The sequence below is a fragment of the Ancylobacter sp. WKF20 genome (assembly GCF_029760895.1).
Lineage (GTDB): Bacteria > Pseudomonadota > Alphaproteobacteria > Rhizobiales > Xanthobacteraceae > Ancylobacter.
This window is the reverse complement of sequence record NZ_CP121679.1, coordinates 768,904-786,609: the sequence shown is the minus strand read 5'-3', so window position 1 is coordinate 786,609 and position 17,706 is coordinate 768,904. Positions and strand designations below refer to the sequence as shown.

The 17,706-nt window shown below is 67.3% G+C and carries 18 protein-coding genes and 1 tRNA gene; 4 read left to right on the top strand and 15 right to left on the bottom strand.

Annotated elements, in window-relative coordinates:
• Positions 1-46 precede the first annotated feature (46 nt).
• Positions 47-175: a hypothetical protein gene (locus tag AncyloWKF20_RS03610; protein WP_267582802.1), complete on the bottom strand. Its 129-nt coding sequence runs from the start codon at positions 173-175 to the stop codon at positions 47-49.
• 284 nt (positions 176-459) lie between these two features.
• On the opposite strand from AncyloWKF20_RS03610, the gene AncyloWKF20_RS03605 reads away from it, so the two are divergent.
• Complete coding sequence (locus AncyloWKF20_RS03605) at positions 460-1,161, top strand: DUF599 domain-containing protein (RefSeq protein WP_279316563.1); 702 nt, start codon at positions 460-462, stop codon at positions 1,159-1,161.
• Between the two features lie 52 nt (positions 1,162-1,213).
• A complete protein-coding gene (locus AncyloWKF20_RS03600) occupies positions 1,214-1,456 on the top strand; it encodes a DUF3253 domain-containing protein (protein ID WP_279316562.1) in 243 nt (80 codons plus the stop codon).
• Positions 1,457-1,555: 99 nt separating this feature from the next.
• Here AncyloWKF20_RS03600 and AncyloWKF20_RS03595 read toward each other — a convergent pair whose 3' ends face one another.
• From AncyloWKF20_RS03595 to mgtE, 3 genes are all read right to left on the bottom strand, one after another.
• Positions 1,556-2,353, bottom strand: coding sequence for a YdcF family protein (locus AncyloWKF20_RS03595; protein WP_279316561.1), 798 nt, complete (start codon positions 2,351-2,353; stop codon positions 1,556-1,558).
• 12 nt (positions 2,354-2,365) lie between these two features.
• Positions 2,366-4,681, bottom strand: a complete 2,316-nt coding sequence (locus tag AncyloWKF20_RS03590; RefSeq protein ID WP_279316560.1) for a bifunctional diguanylate cyclase/phosphodiesterase — start codon at positions 4,679-4,681, stop codon at positions 2,366-2,368.
• A gap of 84 nt (positions 4,682-4,765) precedes the next feature.
• Positions 4,766-6,169 (bottom strand): magnesium transporter, encoded by a 1,404-nt coding sequence (gene mgtE / locus AncyloWKF20_RS03585; protein WP_279316558.1) that lies wholly within the window; start codon positions 6,167-6,169, stop codon positions 4,766-4,768.
• A 134-nt stretch (positions 6,170-6,303) separates the two neighbouring features.
• On the opposite strand from mgtE, the gene AncyloWKF20_RS03580 reads away from it, so the two are divergent.
• The gene (locus tag AncyloWKF20_RS03580; protein ID WP_279316557.1) at positions 6,304-6,588 is read left to right on the top strand and encodes an acylphosphatase; all 285 of its coding nucleotides are present in this window, start codon (positions 6,304-6,306) and stop codon (positions 6,586-6,588) included.
• Between the two features lie 6 nt (positions 6,589-6,594).
• Here the strand turns inward: AncyloWKF20_RS03580 and lipB are convergent, their stop codons facing one another.
• Positions 6,595-7,317 carry a lipoyl(octanoyl) transferase LipB gene (lipB, locus tag AncyloWKF20_RS03575; protein ID WP_279316556.1) on the bottom strand — a complete coding sequence of 241 codons (723 nt, stop codon included), beginning with the start codon at positions 7,315-7,317 and terminating at the stop codon, positions 6,595-6,597.
• A gap of 182 nt (positions 7,318-7,499) precedes the next feature.
• On the opposite strand from lipB, the gene AncyloWKF20_RS03570 reads away from it, so the two are divergent.
• Positions 7,500-7,584, top strand: a tRNA-Leu gene (locus tag AncyloWKF20_RS03570).
• Positions 7,585-7,767: 183 nt separating this feature from the next.
• Here AncyloWKF20_RS03570 and AncyloWKF20_RS03565 read toward each other — a convergent pair.
• The 10 genes from AncyloWKF20_RS03565 to rpsM all read right to left on the bottom strand — a co-directional run bounded on the left by AncyloWKF20_RS03565 (position 7,768) and on the right by rpsM (position 17,550).
• The gene (locus tag AncyloWKF20_RS03565; RefSeq protein WP_279316555.1) at positions 7,768-8,550 is read right to left on the bottom strand and encodes a polysaccharide deacetylase family protein; all 783 of its coding nucleotides are present in this window, start codon (positions 8,548-8,550) and stop codon (positions 7,768-7,770) included.
• A 224-nt stretch (positions 8,551-8,774) separates the two neighbouring features.
• Positions 8,775-10,208: an exopolysaccharide biosynthesis polyprenyl glycosylphosphotransferase gene (locus AncyloWKF20_RS03560; RefSeq protein ID WP_279316554.1), complete on the bottom strand. Its 1,434-nt coding sequence runs from the start codon at positions 10,206-10,208 to the stop codon at positions 8,775-8,777.
• A 310-nt stretch (positions 10,209-10,518) separates the two neighbouring features.
• Positions 10,519-11,625: an RluA family pseudouridine synthase gene (locus AncyloWKF20_RS03555; protein ID WP_279316553.1), complete on the bottom strand. Its 1,107-nt coding sequence runs from the start codon at positions 11,623-11,625 to the stop codon at positions 10,519-10,521.
• 47 nt (positions 11,626-11,672) lie between these two features.
• Positions 11,673-12,056, bottom strand: coding sequence for a fluoride efflux transporter CrcB (gene crcB / locus AncyloWKF20_RS03550; protein WP_279316552.1), 384 nt, complete (start codon positions 12,054-12,056; stop codon positions 11,673-11,675).
• Between the two features lie 36 nt (positions 12,057-12,092).
• Positions 12,093-13,409, bottom strand: a complete 1,317-nt coding sequence (locus AncyloWKF20_RS03545) for a replication-associated recombination protein A (protein ID WP_279316551.1) — start codon at positions 13,407-13,409, stop codon at positions 12,093-12,095.
• A 5-nt stretch (positions 13,410-13,414) separates the two neighbouring features.
• On the bottom strand, positions 13,415-14,788 hold the full coding sequence (locus tag AncyloWKF20_RS03540; protein WP_279317867.1) for a DegQ family serine endoprotease: 1,374 nt from the start codon (positions 14,786-14,788) through the stop codon (positions 13,415-13,417).
• A gap of 229 nt (positions 14,789-15,017) precedes the next feature.
• Complete coding sequence (gene rplQ / locus AncyloWKF20_RS03535; protein WP_279316550.1) at positions 15,018-15,443, bottom strand: 50S ribosomal protein L17; 426 nt, start codon at positions 15,441-15,443, stop codon at positions 15,018-15,020.
• Positions 15,444-15,530: 87 nt separating this feature from the next.
• Complete coding sequence (locus AncyloWKF20_RS03530) at positions 15,531-16,586, bottom strand: DNA-directed RNA polymerase subunit alpha (RefSeq protein ID WP_279316549.1); 1,056 nt, start codon at positions 16,584-16,586, stop codon at positions 15,531-15,533.
• A 91-nt stretch (positions 16,587-16,677) separates the two neighbouring features.
• Positions 16,678-17,067, bottom strand: coding sequence for a 30S ribosomal protein S11 (rpsK, locus tag AncyloWKF20_RS03525; RefSeq protein WP_267582817.1), 390 nt, complete (start codon positions 17,065-17,067; stop codon positions 16,678-16,680).
• A 114-nt stretch (positions 17,068-17,181) separates the two neighbouring features.
• A complete protein-coding gene (gene rpsM, locus AncyloWKF20_RS03520; protein WP_279316548.1) occupies positions 17,182-17,550 on the bottom strand; it encodes a 30S ribosomal protein S13 in 369 nt (122 codons plus the stop codon).
• Positions 17,551-17,706: the final 156 nt, after the last annotated feature.

The following is a 17,706-nucleotide window of genomic DNA, read 5'->3' as shown; positions in this document are numbered from 1 at the left end:
AGCTGTCATGGCGCCTATCAGCACCATTGATCGAGCTACCGTCCGCTCAGCCCGCCGCGACCTGAACGGCCTGGAAGCCACCGAAGATGTAGACAAGAGCGACGGCGGCCAGGAAGGCGACAACCGTCCAGCGTGCAACTCCCCAGCAGGAGGAGTGCTCGGAAAGGGAAGACATGGAAAATCCCTAGATAGGTTCACCTCTCGGCGCTCGGGAACCTCGTTTGTTCGCCGCGCCGGATTGATACAAAACTTAATGAAACGTTATCACTTTCGCAATCGCGAAATGGTCACAATCCCCCGCGTCCCATGCAACCCTGCTAGGCACGCGCAAGCTTGGATTCGGCACCCGCGCACCGCTGTGCATTCGCGCGGGCGGCTCTTGAAGCGGACGGATCGACGGATCACCATACGGAGCCTGCGGTCTCGCCGCGGCCCTGCGGCGCAAGGCACTCCAACCCCATGTTCGGCTTTACCTATCTCGACGCCATCGCCTTCAGCGCCTTCATCGGCTCCTGGATCGTCTATCACTTTCTGATGGAGGGTGGCTGGTCGGAGCGGCGCTCGTTCAACCGGCGCATGGACCGGTTCCGGCTGGAATGGATGCAGCGCATGCTGCTGCGCGACAACCGGATCGTCGATGCCCAGATCGTCGCCGCGCTGCAAAATGGTACCGCCTTCTTCGCCTCCACCTCGCTGCTGGCGATCGGTGCCACGCTGGCGATCCTGCAATCCACCGACGCGGTGATGGCGATCTTCATGGACCTGCCCTTCGTCGAGCCCAACCGGACCAGTTGGGAACTCAAGACGTTGGGGCTCACGGTGATTTTCGCCAACGCCTTCTTCAAATTCGCCTGGGCCTACCGACTGTTCAATTATACCACCATCCTGCTGGGCTCGACGCCGCCCGCCCGCGATGCCGCGACGCCGGAGGCGCAGATCCATGTGCGCAAGGCCGCCCGCATGGCGACGCTCGCCGGCCGGCACTTCAACCGGGGACAGCGCGCCTTCTTCTTCGCGCTGGGCTATCTCGGCTGGTATGTGAACGCATGGGCCTTCATGGCCGCCACCTTCGCCATCTTCATCGTCATGACCAACCGGCAGTTCGGCAAGGACGCCCATTGGATCCTGGATGACCCCGAGCCGGAGACCAGCCGTGACTGAGAAGCCGACGAGCCAAACTGCCCCTCGCCCGCGCCTGCCGTCAGAGGAGGCCATGGAGCAAGCCATTCTGGCTGTTGCGGAATCCGCTGGGCGCTCGGTGGCGCCGGAGGATGTGGCGCGCAGTGTGGCCAAGGGGCCGGAGTGGCAGGCGGCGCTGCCGGTGCTGCGGCGGGTGGCGCAGCGCATGGCGCGGGAGGGGCGGCTGGTGATCTATCGAAAGGGCAAGCCGGTCGACCCGGACGATTTCCGCGGTGTCTATCGGCTCGGCCTGCCGGGCATCCCGCCCGAAGCCTAGAGCTTCTCCGGTGAATTCCAGTTCACCGGAGAAGCTCTAGCTTATTGTTTCGACGCATTTTCTTCACGCGAACCGGAATCCACTTCGCTCGAAAATGCTCTAGGGCGCGGGGAACAGCGCGCTGGTGCGACCGGTAACATAATACACGACCAGCCCCACCCATTCGCGCAGCGCGCTGTCGACGAATTGCAGCCCCTCGGCCACCGAGCCAAACAGGCGCCAGACGGCCCCCTGCCCCGTCGTGCGGTAGTCCACTGGATAGGCGGTGACCGGGAATCCCGCCGCGCGGAAGCAGCCCATGGCGCGCGGCATGTGCATGGCGGAGGTCACCAGCAGCCAGCGCTCGCCCGCGACCGGGGTGACTAACTCTCTGGTAAGTCGTGCATTTTCTGCCGTGTTGCGCGACCTCCCCTCGAAAGTGACACGGCCGGGATCGACGCCGATCTGCGGCAGCACCTGCCGGATCACGTCTGCCTCGGCGATCGGTGGGGGATCGAGGCGCCCGCTGCCGCCGCTGAAAACGAGGCGGGCATCGGGGTAGCGGCGGCTGAGATCGGCCAAGGCGAAAAGCCGTTCCGCCGATTCCTGAAAGGCCGGCTGGCCGCGCGCGGCGGTGATGTCCGGCAGCTCCGCGCCTCCTAGTACTATAATACCGGCTATCGGCTGCTCATCATCGACGAAGGCGGGGAAGCGGTCTTCCAGAGCCTGCGTCATCATGCGCCCGAACGGCCCCAGACCGGCCAAGAGCAGGCCGACGATTCCAACCGCCATCAGCACGCGCCCGACCCGCCAGCGCGGTGCAGTGAGGTGAACAGTCAGGCCGATGAGTGCAGTGAGGGTGAGCAGTGTGGACGGCACGACCGCCATCCAGACGAGCTTGGAGAGGGTGAAGAACATGGGCCGCTCCGCTCAGCGCTGCGCCTGCGACAGGGACGTCCCCTCGCCGCGCACGGTGCGCTCCAGAAAGCGGCCGACGCTCACCAGTGGCACCGGGGCGGAGAGCAGGAAGCCCTGCACGTGATGACAGCCGACCGACTGGAGGTAGCGCAGCTGCTCGCGCGTCTCCACCCCCTCGGCGGTGACGGTGATGGCGAGCGCCCGCGCCAGCCGGACGACGCAGTCGATGATCGCGGCGGCATCCTCGGTATGGCCGATGTTCTGGATGAAGCTGCGGTCGATCTTGATCGTGTCGACGCGGAAGCGACGGATATAGCCGAGCGAGGAATAGCCGCTGCCGAAGTCGTCCAGCGCGATGCGAATGCCGAGATTGCGCAGCGCGGCGAGCGCGGCGAAAGCTTCCGGCTGGTTGCCGAACAGCAGGTTCTCGGTGATCTCGATCTCCAGCCGCTCCGGCGGGAAATCCGTCTCGCGCAGGATGCCCCGCACCGTATCGGCGAGGTCGCGGCTGCGGAAATCGACCGGCGAGAGATTGACCGCCACCTTCGTGTCGCCCCAGCCGCGCGTCTGTTCGCAGACGCGGCGCAGCACCCACATGTCGAGCTCGGTCACCAGCCCGGACTGCTCGGCCACCGGGATGAACTCGCCCGGCGAGATGAGGCCCTGCACTGGGTGCAGCCAGCGCACCAGCGCCTCGAAGCCGATGACGGTTTCGCCATCGACCGAGAATTGCGGCTGGTAATAGACCGCCAGCTCGCCCTCCGCGAGGGCGCGTCGAAGCTCGATCTCCAGATCGCGGCGACGCACGACCTCCCGTTCCATGCGCGGGGTGAACAGGCGGAAACAGCCGCGCCCTTCGGACTTCGCGCGGTAGACGGCGATGTCGGCCAGCCGGATGAGCTCGCTTGCCTCGGTGCCATGGTCCGGGGCCACCGTCGCGCCGATGGAGCCGCTGAGCGCCAGCATCTGACCGGCGATACGCGCCGGGCGCCGCACCGTGTCGAGCACCTCCGCGCCGATAGCCTCGATCTCCTGATCGTCGTCGCCGACCGTCGCGAGCAGCACGAATTCGTCGCCGCCGAAGCGGGAGGCCAGCAGCGAGGGCAGCTTCAGCGCTCCGAGGCGGGCGCCGATCTCGGCCAGCAGCATGTCGCCGACATGGTGGCCCAGCGTATCGTTGATGTCCTTGAAACCGTCGAGATCGAGGAAGAACACGGCAAGACGCGCCCCCGGCGAGACGCGCACCAGCCGGTCGCGCAGCGTGCGCATCAGCATCGCCCGGTTGGCGAGGCCGCAGAGCGAATCGACATAGGCGAGGCGCGAGGCCAGCGCCTCGCTCTTGGCCAGCTCATGCGTCGCCCGGCGGGCGTACCACAGGATGATGATCGCCGCGGCGAGCAGCAGGATCGCCGTCCCCATCAGCGCCGGCAGCAGCGCGCGCAGCAGCGAGGCGCCGGGATTCTCCGGAATCCAGCTCAACCAGGCCGGCGCGATGGTGCCGTCATGGAACGGGATCAACACCGACTGCCGGCTCTCTTCCGGCGGCGCATTGGTGATGGTCGGGGCGACGACATGCAGCTCGGCGATCAGGTCGCCCAGGAAGCCGGCATCGAGAAAGACCACGGTGACCGCGATGGGCGGCACCCGCGTCGGGGAAACGACGCGCCCGTAATCCGGCGTGATGCTGATCGCCCCGACCAGAGCCGGCCGGCCTTCCACGCGCATATAGCCGGCGCGGAACACCGGCGGCAGTTCACGCGGGCGCTCGTTCTGCCGCGTGGTGAGAGCGGCCTGCGCCACCTGCTCCTTGAAGGCCGCCTCCACCCCGCGCACCAGCGGCAGCATCGCATCGGCGTCGAACGGGGCGATGTCGGTCGGCATGAGCGAACCATTGATGGCCGCGTAGCCAAGCCCCGATTCCAGCACGACATAGGAACGGTCATGGCCCTGCGTATCGTGCAGCCAGCGGCCGAAATTCTCGTGCACCCAGTTCACATCAAGGAAATAGGCGGTGCGCAGCACCGACTCGTCCCAATGCGCGAAGCTGGCGAGATCGCGCTGCAGATCGCCGGCACGCCGGCTGAGGCTTTCGAGGATGAGCACGTTCCAGCGGTCGCGGGCGGCCTGGTCGACACGCTCGGCGGCCAGCAGCGAGAAGGCGATCATGGAGGCGATGGCGGCGGCGATGACCAGCGCCACCGCGAGGATCATCCGGTCACCGGTGCGCGCCAGCCGGGCGCTGCCAATCTGGCGACGCGTCGGCCCAGCCCGTTCATCAGGCCGGGCTACGGGAACATGCCCGCGAAGCCGGCCGATGGGCGCCCACATCTCTTCCCTCCCTTGGATACCTGCACGATAGGGCGGGGTTTCTTAATGCCGGTTGAAGTCCTTCGAATTTTTAAACAATCGGCATCAGGCGAACCAGAGCGAAGCGATGCCGAGGAATGCAAAAAAGCCCACCACATCGGTAATGGTGGTGACAAAGGGCCCGGATGAGACGGCAGGATCCACCTTCAGGCGGTCCAGCGCCAGCGGAATGAGAATGCCGCCCAGCGCGGCCGCCACCAGATTGATGATCATGGCGAGGGCGATGACGAAGCCGAGATCAAGCACGCCGAAGCGGGCGAAGACCACGACCGCCATGATGACGGCGAAGACCACGCCGTTGAACAGCCCGACGAGAAGCTCGCGGCCGATGATGCGGCCAGCATTGCTCGGCCGAAGCTCGCGCGTGGCCAGTGCCCGCACGGCGACTGTCATGGTCTGCGTACCGGCATTGCCGCCCTGGCTGGCGACGATCGGCATAAGCACCGCCAGCGCCACCATCTTCTGCAACTCCCCCTCGAACAGGGAGATGACGAAGGAGGCAAGATTGGCCGCGATCAGGTTCAGGAACAGCCAGGTGAAGCGGCTGCGCGCGATGTACCAGAAACTGTCGGACAGCTCTTCGTCGCTGGCGACGCCGCCGAGCGCCTTCAGATCCTCATCCGCCTCTTCCTGGATCACGTCGACGATGTCGTCGACGGTGAGCACACCGACGAGACGGCCGCCGCTGTCCACCACCGGCGCGGAGATGAGGTTGTAGCGCTCGAAGACGCGGGCCACACCCTCCTGATCGTCCGTGACGTTCACCACATGGCGGTCGGGCGTCAGCACCTCGCCGAGCTTTACCCCGCGCTTGGTGCGCAGCAGGCGGTCGAGTGGGACCGAGCCGCTGAGGCGGTAGGACGGATCGACCACGAAGACTTCGAAGAAGGTCTCCGGCAGCCCCTCGGTCTCGCCGATATAGTCCAGCGCCTGGCCGACCGTCCAGAAGGGCGGCAGGGCGATGAACTCGGTCTGCATGCGCCGGCCGGCGCTTTCCTCGGGATAGTCGAGGCTGCGCTGCAGGGTCGCCCGATCCGGGATCGGCAGCTGGGCGAGAATCGCCTGCTTCTCGTCGTCGTCGAGGTCTTCGAGGATGTAGACCGCGTCGTCGGAATCGAGGTCGCGCATGCCCTCGACGACGGTCTGCGTCGACAGCCCCTGAAGAATCTGGACGCGGACGGTCTCGTCCAGCTCGGTCAGCGCGGTGAAGTCGAAATCCGCGCCGAGCAGTTCGATCAGGCGGGGCCGCTCGGACGCCGGCAGCGCCTCGAGCAGGCGCGCCACATCGGATTCATGCAGGTCCGCGACGAGACCGCGCAGCACATCGGCGTCGCCCGCGTCGATGGCGCCAACGATGGCCTCGACGAAGCCGGGCACGTCGATGGGATCGACCTCCGGCTCCGGGCCGCGCCCCGAGCGGGAGGCGGCGAGATCGGTCTCTTCGCGCATGCCGCTCTCCGGCCGGATTCGGATGGGGTGACGTGAACCGTTCTTATGAAGCATCCTACGGGAAGGCAAACCGATCACTGTCGCGTGCGAGCGATGCCGCGCGCGCGTGGTGCCCCGGCAACAGGTCAGGTCTCATGACGGCGATGAAGGCGGTGCGACTTCTCATCGGCGGGCGCGTGCAGGGCGTCGGCTACCGCGCCTGGTTCGCCGCCGAGGCGCGCCGGCGCGGGCTCACGGGCTGGGTGCGCAACCGGCGCGAGGGCACGGTGGAAGCGCTGCTGCGCGGCGAGACGGACGTTATCGACGCGATGGTCGCCGCCGCTCACCGGGGCCCGCCGACAGCGCGGGTCGACCGGATCGAGGTCAGCGAGGCGCCGGACGACGGCGGGGACGGATTCGAGGTGTGGCCGACGGTGTAGCGCGCTTCAGACGGCGACGGTGGGGCCGAAGATCGCCTCGAATTCGCGGCGCAGGGCGAGATCGACATCGTCCATGCCGACCGGCCGGCCAAGCGCCACGAGGCTGGTCACGCCATGCTCGCGCACGCCGCAGGGCACGATGCCGTCGAAATGCGTGAGGTCCGGTTCCACATTGAGCGAGATGCCGTGCATCGTCACCCAGCGGCGCAGGCGAATGCCGATGGCGGCGATCTTGTCCTCGCCCTCCTCACTCGCCGGGCGCCGCACCCACACGCCCACGCGGTCCTCCCGGCGCTCGCCGCGCACATTGAAGGCGTCGAGTGCGCGGATCAGCCATTCTTCCAGCGCGGCGACGTAGCGGCGCACATCCGGCGTGCGGCGCTTGAGGTCGAGCATCACATAGGCCACGCGCTGGCCGGGGCCGTGATAAGTGTACTGCCCGCCCCGCCCGGCCGGATGGATCGGGAAGCGGTCGGGATCGACGAGATCCTCCAGGCGCGCGCTGGTGCCGGCGGTGTAGAGCGGGGGATGCTCGATGAGCCAGACCAGCTCGTCCTCCTCCCCGCCGGCGATGGCGGCGGCGAGGCGGTCCATCTCCGCCAGCGCCTCAGCATAGTCGGTCAAGCCGGGGGTCACCCGCCAGCGCACGGGCGGGCTGCCGGGCTGCGGCAGAAGCCGGGCGGCAAGGTCGTCGCGGGCGGAGGTGGCGGGGCTGGTGGTCGCGTCCATGGCGCAGAGATAATCATTCCGCGCGCATCTGTCTCCCCGCCTGTCCACCTGCCATCGGTGCGCGCGGCGCAACTCTGTCCACAGCCCGGCGCGCGGCTCTTGTGGACCCTCAATCGATCTGTTAGACGATGCCCCGCTCCCGCCGGCCAGCGCTTCACAGCGTCCAGCCGGCTCCGGGCGATGCGGTCGTGGCGGAATTGGTAGACGCGCTGCCTTGAGGTGGCAGTGGGTAACACCGTGGAGGTTCGAGTCCTCTCGACCGCACCATTCTCTCAGAATGGTGCTTACATTCTGAGTCTGACGCACGGCGACCTTCGGGTCGCCGTTGTTGTTTCTGGCTGGACCTTCGGGTCGCCGTTGTTGTTTCTGGCTGGACCTTCGGGTCGCCGTCGGTGCTTCCGGCCGACCTTCGGGGCGCCATCCTCGCGCCAGCGCCCCGCCCCTCCCCGCTCAGTTCGGCGCGACGGCCGTCGCCACGCCGGCCGGGACGATATGCACGACATGGTAGCCCTTCTCCCGCAGCGCGGTGAGGAAGGCGGGAATCATCTTGGCGGTCTGCGCCCGCGTGTCGTGAAACAGAATGATGCCGCGCCGCTCATGGTCGAGCCGGGTCATGGTGAGCTCGAGTTGCTGCTCGGGCGTCATCGGGTTCCAGTCCCCCGCCCAGAGATCCGCCCCGAACACCCCCACCCCGCGCTTGGCCAGATAGTCCAGCAGAGCCGGCGAGGAGCCGAAGCCGGGGAAGCGGAAGAACGGCACGCGGGGATGCGGCCCGGCGGCGCCATAGGCCGCCTTGTCGACCGAGGCGAACCCCTTCTCAATGTCGGCGACCGCCTTGTCGAAGGGCAGATCCGCCAGCGTCATCGGGTGGGTCTGGCTGTGATGGCCGACCGTGTGACCCTCGGCGATGATCCGGCGCACCATCTCGGGATGCGCCGCCGCCGCCCGCCCGACGAGGAAGAAGGTCGCCCGCACGCATTCCTTGGCCAGCGCGCGCAGCACCGTCTCGGTCGTGCCGGGATGCGGGCCGTCGTCGAAGGTCAGCACCACCTCGCCCTCGGCGAGATCGAGCGTCTGCGGGAAATGCTTGGTGCCGACCTGCAGGCCAGCCGCCTGCACCTCCATCACGCGCGACGTGCCGAGGCGCCCCTCGCAGGCGGTGGCCGCGAGAGCGGGCAGCGCGGGGAGTGCCGCGAGGGTGGTGACGAGGACAAGCGTGGCAAGGCGGCGCATGGCAACTCCGGCGCGCGGAACGAACCCGCGCCTAGCTACCCCGTTCGCCCAAGCGCCGCCAGAGCGGCGGCGCAACACGTCACGAACCTTCCGCCGCCGGAGCGGCGGCGCAACACGTCACGAACCTTCCGCCGCCAGAGCGGCGGCGCAACAGGTGAGGCCCTTTCGCCGCAAGAGCGGCGGCGCCACACTGAAGAGCCTGGCGCACCTGCGCGGGCGCGCGCTCAATAGGCGTTGTGGTGAACGGCGACCTTTATCGTCATGATGAGGATCTTGATGTCGAGCCAGAGCGACCAGCCATTGATGTATTCGAGATCGGCCGCCACGCGGCGCTCGATGTCGACACGGCTATGGGTGGCACCGCGATAGCCACGCACCTGAGCGAGCCCGGTCACGCCCGGCTTCATGGTGTGGCGGCTCCAGTAATCCGGGATCAGTTCCCAGAACAGCGCCCCCTCCGCCCGCGAGCCGAGCGCGTGCGGGCGCGGGCCGACGAGGCTCATATCGCCGTTCAGCACGTTGAAGAGCTGCGGCAGCTCATCGAGGCTGGTGCGGCGCAGGAAGTTGCCGACGCGGGTCACGCGCGGATCGCCGCGGGAGGCCGATACGCTGCCGGTCGTGTCGAGCAGGTCGGTCCGCATGGTGCGCAGCTTGAAGCAGCGATAGGTCCGATTGTTGCGCCCCACCCGCTCCTGCACAAAGAAGGCCGGGCCGGGCGAGTCGAGCTTCACCAGAACGGCGCAGACGGCGATCACCGGACCGACGACCAGCAGCATGGCGCTGGTAACGGCGAGGTCGAAGGCGCGCTTGAGCAGTCGCTCGCCGAGCTTCATCGGCCCGCGCGAGATCACCAGCGTGGTGTGATTCTGCCAGTGCGAGATCGCCAGCGGCTGCACGTCGCCGAGATCGGCGATGATTTCCGCGTCGAGCCCGCTAAGGCGCATCGCCTCGGCCCATTTCAGCCGCTCGTCGGCGTCCGAGAAGGCCAGTACCACCCGGTCGGCGTCACGCACAGTGCGGCTCACCCGGTCGAAGAACATCGGGTCACTCAGCGCCGGCACGATGTTGTGCTTCCGCACATTGACCATCATGGTCATCATGTTGCCGGTGCGACGCTCCATGCCGACACCGTCGGTCAGGACCACGATGCGCGGCTCGACCACGGAGAAGAACAGCTTGCGGATCATGCTGACGCCGACCGCCCGCATGAGGGCCAGCAGCAGGGCCGCGAGCAGCAGGGTGTAGCCGACTTCAAGGCGGGAGAGTTCGGCGCTGACCTTCATCGCGAAGGTAGCGCTGAAGCTGATGGCCGCGGCGATGACCAGCGCCGTGAGCACCCGAAGGATCGACCGGCTGTAGGAGCGCAGCGTGCGGACGTTGTAGGCCCGCAGGGCGATCGCCGCGAGAAGGAAGGACGGGGCAAGCAGCGCCAGCGTCCGGTCCCATTCACTCGGCGACAGATCACCGTGACGGATCACGCCGCCCAGAATACCCGACAGGGCAATCGTCACGATGTCCGCGACGACAGCACCCAGCATGAGGCTGAGACGCAGGAGATTGCGATGGCGGCTCAACAGCGCCCGCGAGCGCGCGCGGTCCTTCCGCCCCTCACCGGATGTGCGTTCGGAGAGCTCGTAAAAAGTTCCGATCTCGCTCATTGATGACTGTCCCCCACAGCCGGCAACTCATGGGCACTACCGCCTCGTCAGCAAGGCCGCACGCCCATCAGACCACCGACTTTCCGCATCAGTCGGCGTATCGTTACGGGCGATTTCGAACGGCTCTAGCGCCGAGACAGCGATGATTTGCAACTAGCACGAAGGATACAGGCGATAACCATGCCACGACTATGGGGCGGTACGGTATTAGGTCGTCCGTATGTGCACTTCCTGCACAAGCGTTGCACGGGGGACACGTTGCAGTGCAGCATGGTGCCCGGGAACGGCCCCGTAGGGCCGGACCGAAGTGTCAGGACTCCGGCGCCTCGACGATGGGATCGTACTGAGTCGCGTCGAATCCGAGCACGCTCCAGCTTTGCTGCATGTGCGGGGGCAGCGGTGCCGAGACATCGATCAGCTTGTCGCCGCGCGGGTGCGGGATGACAAGGCGGCGCGCCAGCAGGTGCAGGCGGTTCTGCAACCCGCCCGGCAGCGGCCAGTTCTCAATATCGAAATATTTCGGATCGCCGACAATCGGGTGGCCGATATGCGCCGCATGGGCGCGCAGCTGGTGCGTCCGGCCGGTCACGGGCTTCATCGACAGCCAGGCCATCTTCTGCGCCGCATGGTCGACGACGGCGTAATACGAGATGGCGTGGCTCGCCTCGTCATCGCCGTGGCGGGCGACGCGCATGCGCTCGGCCGCCTCATCCTTGGCCAGATAGGTCGAGATGCGCCCCTGCGCCGGGCGCGGCACGCCGGGCACCAGCGCCCAATAGACCTTGCGAGCCGAACGGGAGCGGAAGGTCTTGGCGAGCGTCGAGGCCGACAGGCGGGTCTTGGCGACCAGCAGGATGCCGGACGTGTCCTTGTCGATGCGGTGCACAAGACGCGGCTTCTGCCCATCATCGCCGCGCAGCGCCTCCAGCATGCCATCGACATGGCGGTAGGTGCCGGAGCCACCCTGAACCGCCAGCCCAAAGGGCTTGTTCAGCACGAGAACGTCGCGGTCCTCATACAGCGTCATCTGGCGGAGCGCGACGGCGTCCTTGTCATCCGAACTGGCGCGTCTGACGGCCGGCGCCGCGAGCGAAGTGGAGGGCTCGGCCCGCTCGCCAGAGCCTTCCGCCCGCTCACCGGGGGCCGCCCGCTCGCGCAGGGGGGCTTTGCCTTCCTGCGCGTCCAGGAAATCGGCGGCGGAAAGCTTGGGCTTCTCGTCGAGCGGCGGGATGCGGACGCTCTGCCCGGCGGACAGGCGGCTATTGGTCTTCACCCGGCCGCCATCGACGCGGATCTGCCCGCCGCGCAGCAGCTTCTGCAGATGCCCGAACGACAGGTCCGGAAAATGCGTCTTGAACCAGCGGTCGAGCCGCATTCCCTCTTCGTCGCGGTCGACGAGGCGTGTTTCTACGGCCATGTGGAAATTCTCCTTGCCCCAGCACATAGCCGAGACAAGGCCCGCCGTCACGCGAGAGCGCGCATGATGGTCAGACCGCCGAACACCGCGACGAGGGAAAGGGCGACCGAGCCGCCAACATAGAGCGCCGCCAGCCCCATCTCGCCGCGCTCCACCAGCAGGGCGGTGTCGAGCGAGAAGGAGGAGAAGGTGGTGAAGCCACCGAGAATGCCGGTGATGATGAAGACGCGCGCGTGATAGCTCCACGCCCATTCGGCGCGAAAGGTGAGCCAGCCGGCGACGAGACCGATCACGAAGGAGCCGACGATGTTGATCGCCATGGTGCCGATGGGAAAATGCATCCCGAACAGGCGCATCGCCAGCATGTTGACGGCGTTGCGCAGCACGCCGCCGATGCCTGCCCCGATGAAGATCATCACCATGCTGTTCATGCCGGCCTAACCTCGCTCCTGTCCGCGGCCTGTTTCTCAGCGACTTTGGCGCTCGGCACGCAGCCGCGCCCAGTAATCCAGCCGCTTCTTCACCTCGCGCTCGAAACCGCGCTCATTCGGCTGGTACAGCTCCGGCCGGCGCTCGCCCGCCAGCTCGTCGGGGAAGAACTCCTGCCCGGCATACGCATCCGGATAATCGTGATCGTAGCGATAGCCGGCGTGGTAGCCGAGATCCTTCATCAGCTTCGTCGGTGCGTTCAGGATAGATTTCGGCGGCGCGAGCGATCCGGTCTTTTGCGCCAGGGACATGGCCGCGTTGAAGGCCGCGTAGGCGGCGTTCGATTTGGGAGCGGTCGCCACATAGGCGATGGCCTGGGCGAGGAACAGACGGCCCTCCGGCCAGCCGACGCGGTCAAAGGCGGTCCAGGCGGCCACCACCATGGGCATGGCCTGCGGGTCGGCCATGCCGACATCCTCGGACGCGGCGCAGCACAGGCGGCGGAACACGGTGCCCGGATCCTCGCCGCCGACGATCATGCGCGCGGCCCAGTACATGGCGGCGTTCACGTCCGAACCGCGCAGGCTCTTATGGAAACAGCTCAGCAGATTGTAGTGCTCGTCCTGCCCCTTGTCGTAGATCGGCGCGCGCTTCTGCACCGTCTCGGACAGGGCGGCGACGTCGAGGTCCGCGCCGTCGGCCAGCGCAAGCAGTTCCTCGACCAGGCCGAGCAGATAGCGCCCGTCGCCATCCGCCATGCCGGCGAGCGCGGTGCGGGCCTCCGGCTGGAGCGGCAGGCGCCGCCCCTCGATCGCCTCGGCGCGCTGCAGCAGGCGCTCGATGGCCTCGGGGTCGAGCGACTTGAACACCAGCACGCGCGCGCGGGACAGAAGCGCGGCGTTCAGCTCGAAGGATGGGTTTTCCGTGGTGGCGCCGATCAGCGTGATCGTGCCGTCTTCCATCACGGGCAGGAAGCTGTCCTGCTGGGCGCGGTTGAAGCGGTGGATCTCGTCGACGAAGAGCAGCGTCCCCTGCCCCACGGCGCGCCGGCCGCGCGCGGCCTCGAACACCTTTTTCAGCTCGGCGACGCCGGTGAAGATGGCAGAGATCTGCTCGAAATGCAGGTCGGTCTGCCGGGCAATCAGCCGGGCGACGGTGGTCTTGCCGGTGCCGGGCGGGCCCCAGAAGATCAGCGAACCGAAGGACCGCCCGCCGGCGAGCCGGGTGAGCAGGCCGTCGGGGCCGGTGAGGTGCTCCTGGCCGACGACCTCGGCAAGGTTCTGCGGGCGCAGCCGGTCCGCGAGGGGACGGGGCACCGAGGAGTCCAGACCGCCGGCGCCAAAGAGATCGCTCAACGCCGTCAACCCGGCAGCATGGCGGTGAGCGTGCGCCCGCCGCGCTGGAGGGTGATGCGCCACACCCGCGCCGGCTGGCCGGTGACCCGCACCAGATCGGCCGTGCGGGTGATCTTCACGCCGTTCACCTCAAGGATCACATCGCCCGCGCGCAGATTGGTCATCTCCGCCGGCGAGCCGTCGACGATCGCCAGCACGACGACGCCACTTTCCGCCTCGACAGTGCGCAACTCCTCGGCGACGGCGGGCGACAGGTTCACCACCGTGGCGCCGCCGAGCGGCGAGCGGTTGGTCACCGTCACCTCCTCGCGCGGCGTGCTCTCGGGCGCCGGCTGGAGCGGGATCTGCAGGGTCAGCTCCTTGCCCTGACGGACGACCGTTACCGCCACGCTGCCACCGAGCGGGCGGGTGGCGAAGCGGTAGCCGAAGGCATCGGGGTCGTCGACTTCCTGACCGGCGACGCCGACAATGAGGTCGCCGACGCGCAGGCCGCCCTTTTCCGCCGGGCTGCCCGGTCGCACGGTCTGCACCAGCGAGCCAACGGGACGGGCGAGATCGAGGCTGTCGGCGATGTCCTGATTGACCGACTGCAGCGTCGCGCCGAGCCACGGGCGGCGCACCGAGGTGCCCCCGCTCAGCGCCGATTGCAGCACGACGCGCACCATGTCGGCGGGAATGGCGAAGCCGATGCCCTGCGAGCCGCCGGACCGGGAGAAGATCGCGGTGTTGATGCCGACCACGCGGCCCGCGCCATCCACCAGCGCGCCACCGGAATTGCCGGGATTGATCGCCGCGTCGGTCTGGATGAAGAACTGGTAGTCGGTGATCCCGACCTGCGTGCGGGCGAGCGCCGAGACGATGCCCTGCGTCACCGTCTGGCCGACACCGAACGGGTTGCCGATGGCGAGCACGATGTCGCCGACCAGCAGATCATCCGACGAGCCCAGAACGACGGAGGGGAAAGCCCCCTTCCCGCCCTTGAGCTTCAGCACGGCGAGATCGGTGCGCGGGTCGCGCAGCAGGATCTCGGCGTCGAATTCGCGCTTGTCGGCCAGCGCCACGCGGACCTCGTCGGCCCCCTCGATGACGTGGTTATTGGTGACGACGAGGCCTGAGGGATCGACGATCACGCCCGACCCCAGCGCCCGCTGGATGCGCTCGCTCGGGCCACCGAAGCCCGGCCCGTCCGGCGCGCCGAAGAAGCGGCGGAAGAACGGGTCTTCGAGCAGCGAGGCGCCGCGCCGGGTCTGGACCGCGCGCATCGCGTAGACATTGACGATGGCCGGCGCCGTCTTCGCCACCACGGGGGCGAAGCTCAGCCCGATCTCGGCGCGCGAGGCCGGCACGCGCGGCCCAGCCGGCTGAACCGGCATCGGCATGGGCGGCGCCGGCTGCGCGGCGGCGGGCGATCCCGCCGGCACCTGCGCGTGCATCGGCCCGAGACTGGCGGCGAGAAACAAGCTGGCGAGAAGGAGAGAGCGGGTGCGCATCATGACCCGAGATATAGCCCTCCCGAGGCGGCGGAAAAAGGGTAGGCGCGTGCGCCCGCCGCGCAAAAGAAAAGGGCGGCCGAAGCCGCCCCGATCGTGTCGCTGGAAAAAGCCGGGCTCAGGCCGCGGCGTTCTCAGCCTTGGCCGCCTCGTGGCGGGCGAGGTCGGCGGCGCCCTTGGCGCTCTCGTCGCGGTCGACCAGCTCGATCACGGCGATGGCGGCCGAATCACCGTGGCGGAAGCCCGCCTTGATGATGCGGGTGTAGCCGCCGTTGCGCTCCTTGTAGCGCGGGCCGATGACGTCGAAGAGCTTGCGCACGACGGCGACGTCGCGAACTTCCGCGATCGCCTGACGGCGGGCATGGAGGCCGCCGCGCTTGCCGAGGGTGATCAGCTTCTCCACCACCGGGCGAAGATCCTTCGCCTTGGGCAGGGTGGTGACGATCTGCTCGTGGGTGATGAGCGCCTGGGCCATATTGGCAAACATGGCCTTGCGGTGCTCTGCGGTCCGGTTGAACCGGCGATAGGCTTTGCCGTGGTTCATGGCGAGTATCCTGTCGTACGGCGGCTTTCGAGCCGAAGGGTGAATGTGACGGCTCGAACGCCGCGTAAAAGACGAAGTAGACGTGGCTCAGTAGTGATCTTCGAACCGCTTGGCGAGATCCTCGATGTTCTCCGGCGGCCAGCCCGGCACTTCCATGCCGAGATGCAGGCCCATGCTGGCGAGCACTTCCTTGATCTCGTTCAGCGACTTGCGGCCGAAGTTCGGGGTACGGAGCATCTCCGCCTCGGTCTTCTGGATCAGGTCGCCGATATAGACGATGTTGTCGTTCTTCAGGCAGTTCGCGGAGCGGACGGAGAGTTCGAGCTCGTCCACCTTCTTCAGCAGCGCCGGGTTGAAGGGCAGCTCCTGCATCGCGGGGCTCTCGGCCTCGCGCTTGGGCTCCTCGAAGTTCACGAAGATCTCGAGCTGGTCCTGCAGGATGCGGGCGGCGTAAGCCAGCGCGTCCTCGGGAGCGACCGAGCCGTTGGTCTCGATCGTCAGGGTCAGCTTGTCATAGTCGAGGATCTGACCCTCACGGGTGTTCTCGACCTTGTAGGAGACCTTCTTCACCGGCGAGTACAGGCTGTCGACCGGAATGAGACCGATCGGCGCGTCCTCGGGGCGGTTGCGGTCGGCGGCAACATAGCCCTTGCCGGTGTCGACCGTGAACTCCATGCGGATCTCGGCGCCGTCGTCCAGCGTGCACAGAACCAGCTCGGGGTTCAGCACCTGCACGTCGCCGACGGTCTGGATGTCACCGGCGGTGACGATGCCCGGACCCTGCTTCTTCACCACCATGCGCTTGGGACCATCGCCCGCCATCTTGATGGCGATGTCCTTGATGTTGAGCACGATGTCGGTCACGTCCTCGCGCACGCCGGGGATCGACGAGAACTCGTGGAGCACGCCGTCAATGTGCACGGAGGTGACCGCAGCGCCCTGCAGCGAGGAGAGCAGGATGCGACGCAGCGCATTGCCGAGCGTCAGGCCGAAGCCACGCTCCAGCGGCTCGGCGACCACGGTCGCAAGGCGTTTCGGATCGCTGCCGACCAAAACTTCGAGCTTCTCGGGCTTGATCAGCTCTTGCCAATTCTTCTGAATCACGACGTCACCCTTGCTTTCGACAGTGCCTCGGGAATTCAACCCGCCGACACCATCCCCGGCCAACACCGGGAGGGAATGCCAAACGCAGCGGCTGTTGCGGCGCGGGACGCGCCGCCGCAGTTAAACAGCGTCAGACGCGCCGACGCTTGCGCGGACGGCAACCATTGTGCGGGATCGGGGTCACGTCGCGGATCGACGTCACGGTGAACCCGGCGGCCTGGAAGGCGCGCAGAGCCGACTCGCGACCCGAACCGGGGCCCGACACCTCGACCTCGATGGTGCGCATGCCGTGCTCGGCAGCCTTGCGGGCGCAATCTTCGGCGGCAACCTGCGCCGCATACGGCGTGGACTTGCGCGAACCCTTGAAGCCCATGGCACCGGCCGAGGACCACGAAATCGTGTTGCCCTGGGCGTCGGTGATCGTGATCATGGTGTTGTTGAACGACGCGTTCACATGCGCGACGCCGGAGGCGATGTTCTTGCGCTCGCGGCGCTTAACGCGGGTAGCTTCTTTGGCCATGGACCTCGGATCCTTCAGGCGCGCCCGTTATTCCAGGCGCTCGGGACAATGTACAAACGAAACGACCGGCGCGCGGGCGCGCCGGCACGAAAAGGCGGGCCGAAGCCCGCCCGATCACTTCTTCTTGCCGGCGATCGGCTTGGCCGGACCCTTGCGGGTGCGGGCATTGGTGTGCGTGCGCTGGCCGCGGACCGGAAGGCCACGACGGTGACGCAGGCCACGGTAGCAGCCGAGATCCATCAGACGCTTGATGTTCATCGACACTTCACGGCGCAGATCGCCCTCGACAATGTAGTCGCGGTCGATGGTCTCGCGGATCTGCAGCACTTCCTGGTCGGAGAGCTGGTTCACGCGACGGTCGGCGGCGATGCCGACCTTGTCGACGATCTCGGCCGCAAACTTCGGGCCGATGCCGTGAATGTACTGAAGCGCGATGATGACGCGCTTGTTGGTCGGAATGTTTACGCCTGCAATACGAGCCACGACGGCTTCTCCATGTGAGTCCGGCAAGCCGGAAGATGACCCCGCGTCCGGTGGAGCCCGGCCCCTGCGGAGATACGCACGAGACCGCGCGACATCACTGAATGATGTCGATGCGCGGCACCCGATTAAGTGAAGCGCGGCTCATAGGGCGATTCA

Bases quoted from the DNA above. Each gene is read 5' to 3' on its own strand.
- lipB (WP_279316556.1), bottom strand. From the start codon at position 7,317: ATGGACGCGACCACCAGCCCCGCCACCTCCGCCCGCGACGACCTTGCC.
- crcB (WP_279316552.1), bottom strand. From the start codon at position 12,056: ATGAACAGCATGGTGATGATCTTCATCGGGGCAGGCATCGGCGGCGTG.
- AncyloWKF20_RS03580 (WP_279316557.1), top strand. From the start codon at position 6,304: ATGACGGCGATGAAGGCGGTGCGACTTCTCATCGGCGGGCGCGTGCAG.
- AncyloWKF20_RS03605 (WP_279316563.1), top strand. From the start codon at position 460: ATGTTCGGCTTTACCTATCTCGACGCCATCGCCTTCAGCGCCTTCATC.
- AncyloWKF20_RS03555 (WP_279316553.1), bottom strand. From the start codon at position 11,625: ATGGCCGTAGAAACACGCCTCGTCGACCGCGACGAAGAGGGAATGCGG.
- AncyloWKF20_RS03565 (WP_279316555.1), bottom strand. From the start codon at position 8,550: ATGCGCCGCCTTGCCACGCTTGTCCTCGTCACCACCCTCGCGGCACTC.
- AncyloWKF20_RS03595 (WP_279316561.1), bottom strand. From the start codon at position 2,353: ATGTTCTTCACCCTCTCCAAGCTCGTCTGGATGGCGGTCGTGCCGTCC.
- mgtE (WP_279316558.1), bottom strand. From the start codon at position 6,169: ATGCGCGAAGAGACCGATCTCGCCGCCTCCCGCTCGGGGCGCGGCCCG.
- AncyloWKF20_RS03540 (WP_279317867.1), bottom strand. From the start codon at position 14,788: ATGCCGATGCCGGTTCAGCCGGCTGGGCCGCGCGTGCCGGCCTCGCGC.
- AncyloWKF20_RS03560 (WP_279316554.1), bottom strand. From the start codon at position 10,208: ATGAGCGAGATCGGAACTTTTTACGAGCTCTCCGAACGCACATCCGGT.
- rplQ (WP_279316550.1), bottom strand. From the start codon at position 15,443: ATGAACCACGGCAAAGCCTATCGCCGGTTCAACCGGACCGCAGAGCAC.
- AncyloWKF20_RS03600 (WP_279316562.1), top strand. From the start codon at position 1,214: ATGGAGCAAGCCATTCTGGCTGTTGCGGAATCCGCTGGGCGCTCGGTG.
- rpsK (WP_267582817.1), bottom strand. From the start codon at position 17,067: ATGGCCAAAGAAGCTACCCGCGTTAAGCGCCGCGAGCGCAAGAACATC.
- AncyloWKF20_RS03590 (WP_279316560.1), bottom strand. From the start codon at position 4,681: ATGTGGGCGCCCATCGGCCGGCTTCGCGGGCATGTTCCCGTAGCCCGG.
- AncyloWKF20_RS03610 (WP_267582802.1), bottom strand. From the start codon at position 175: ATGTCTTCCCTTTCCGAGCACTCCTCCTGCTGGGGAGTTGCACGCTGG.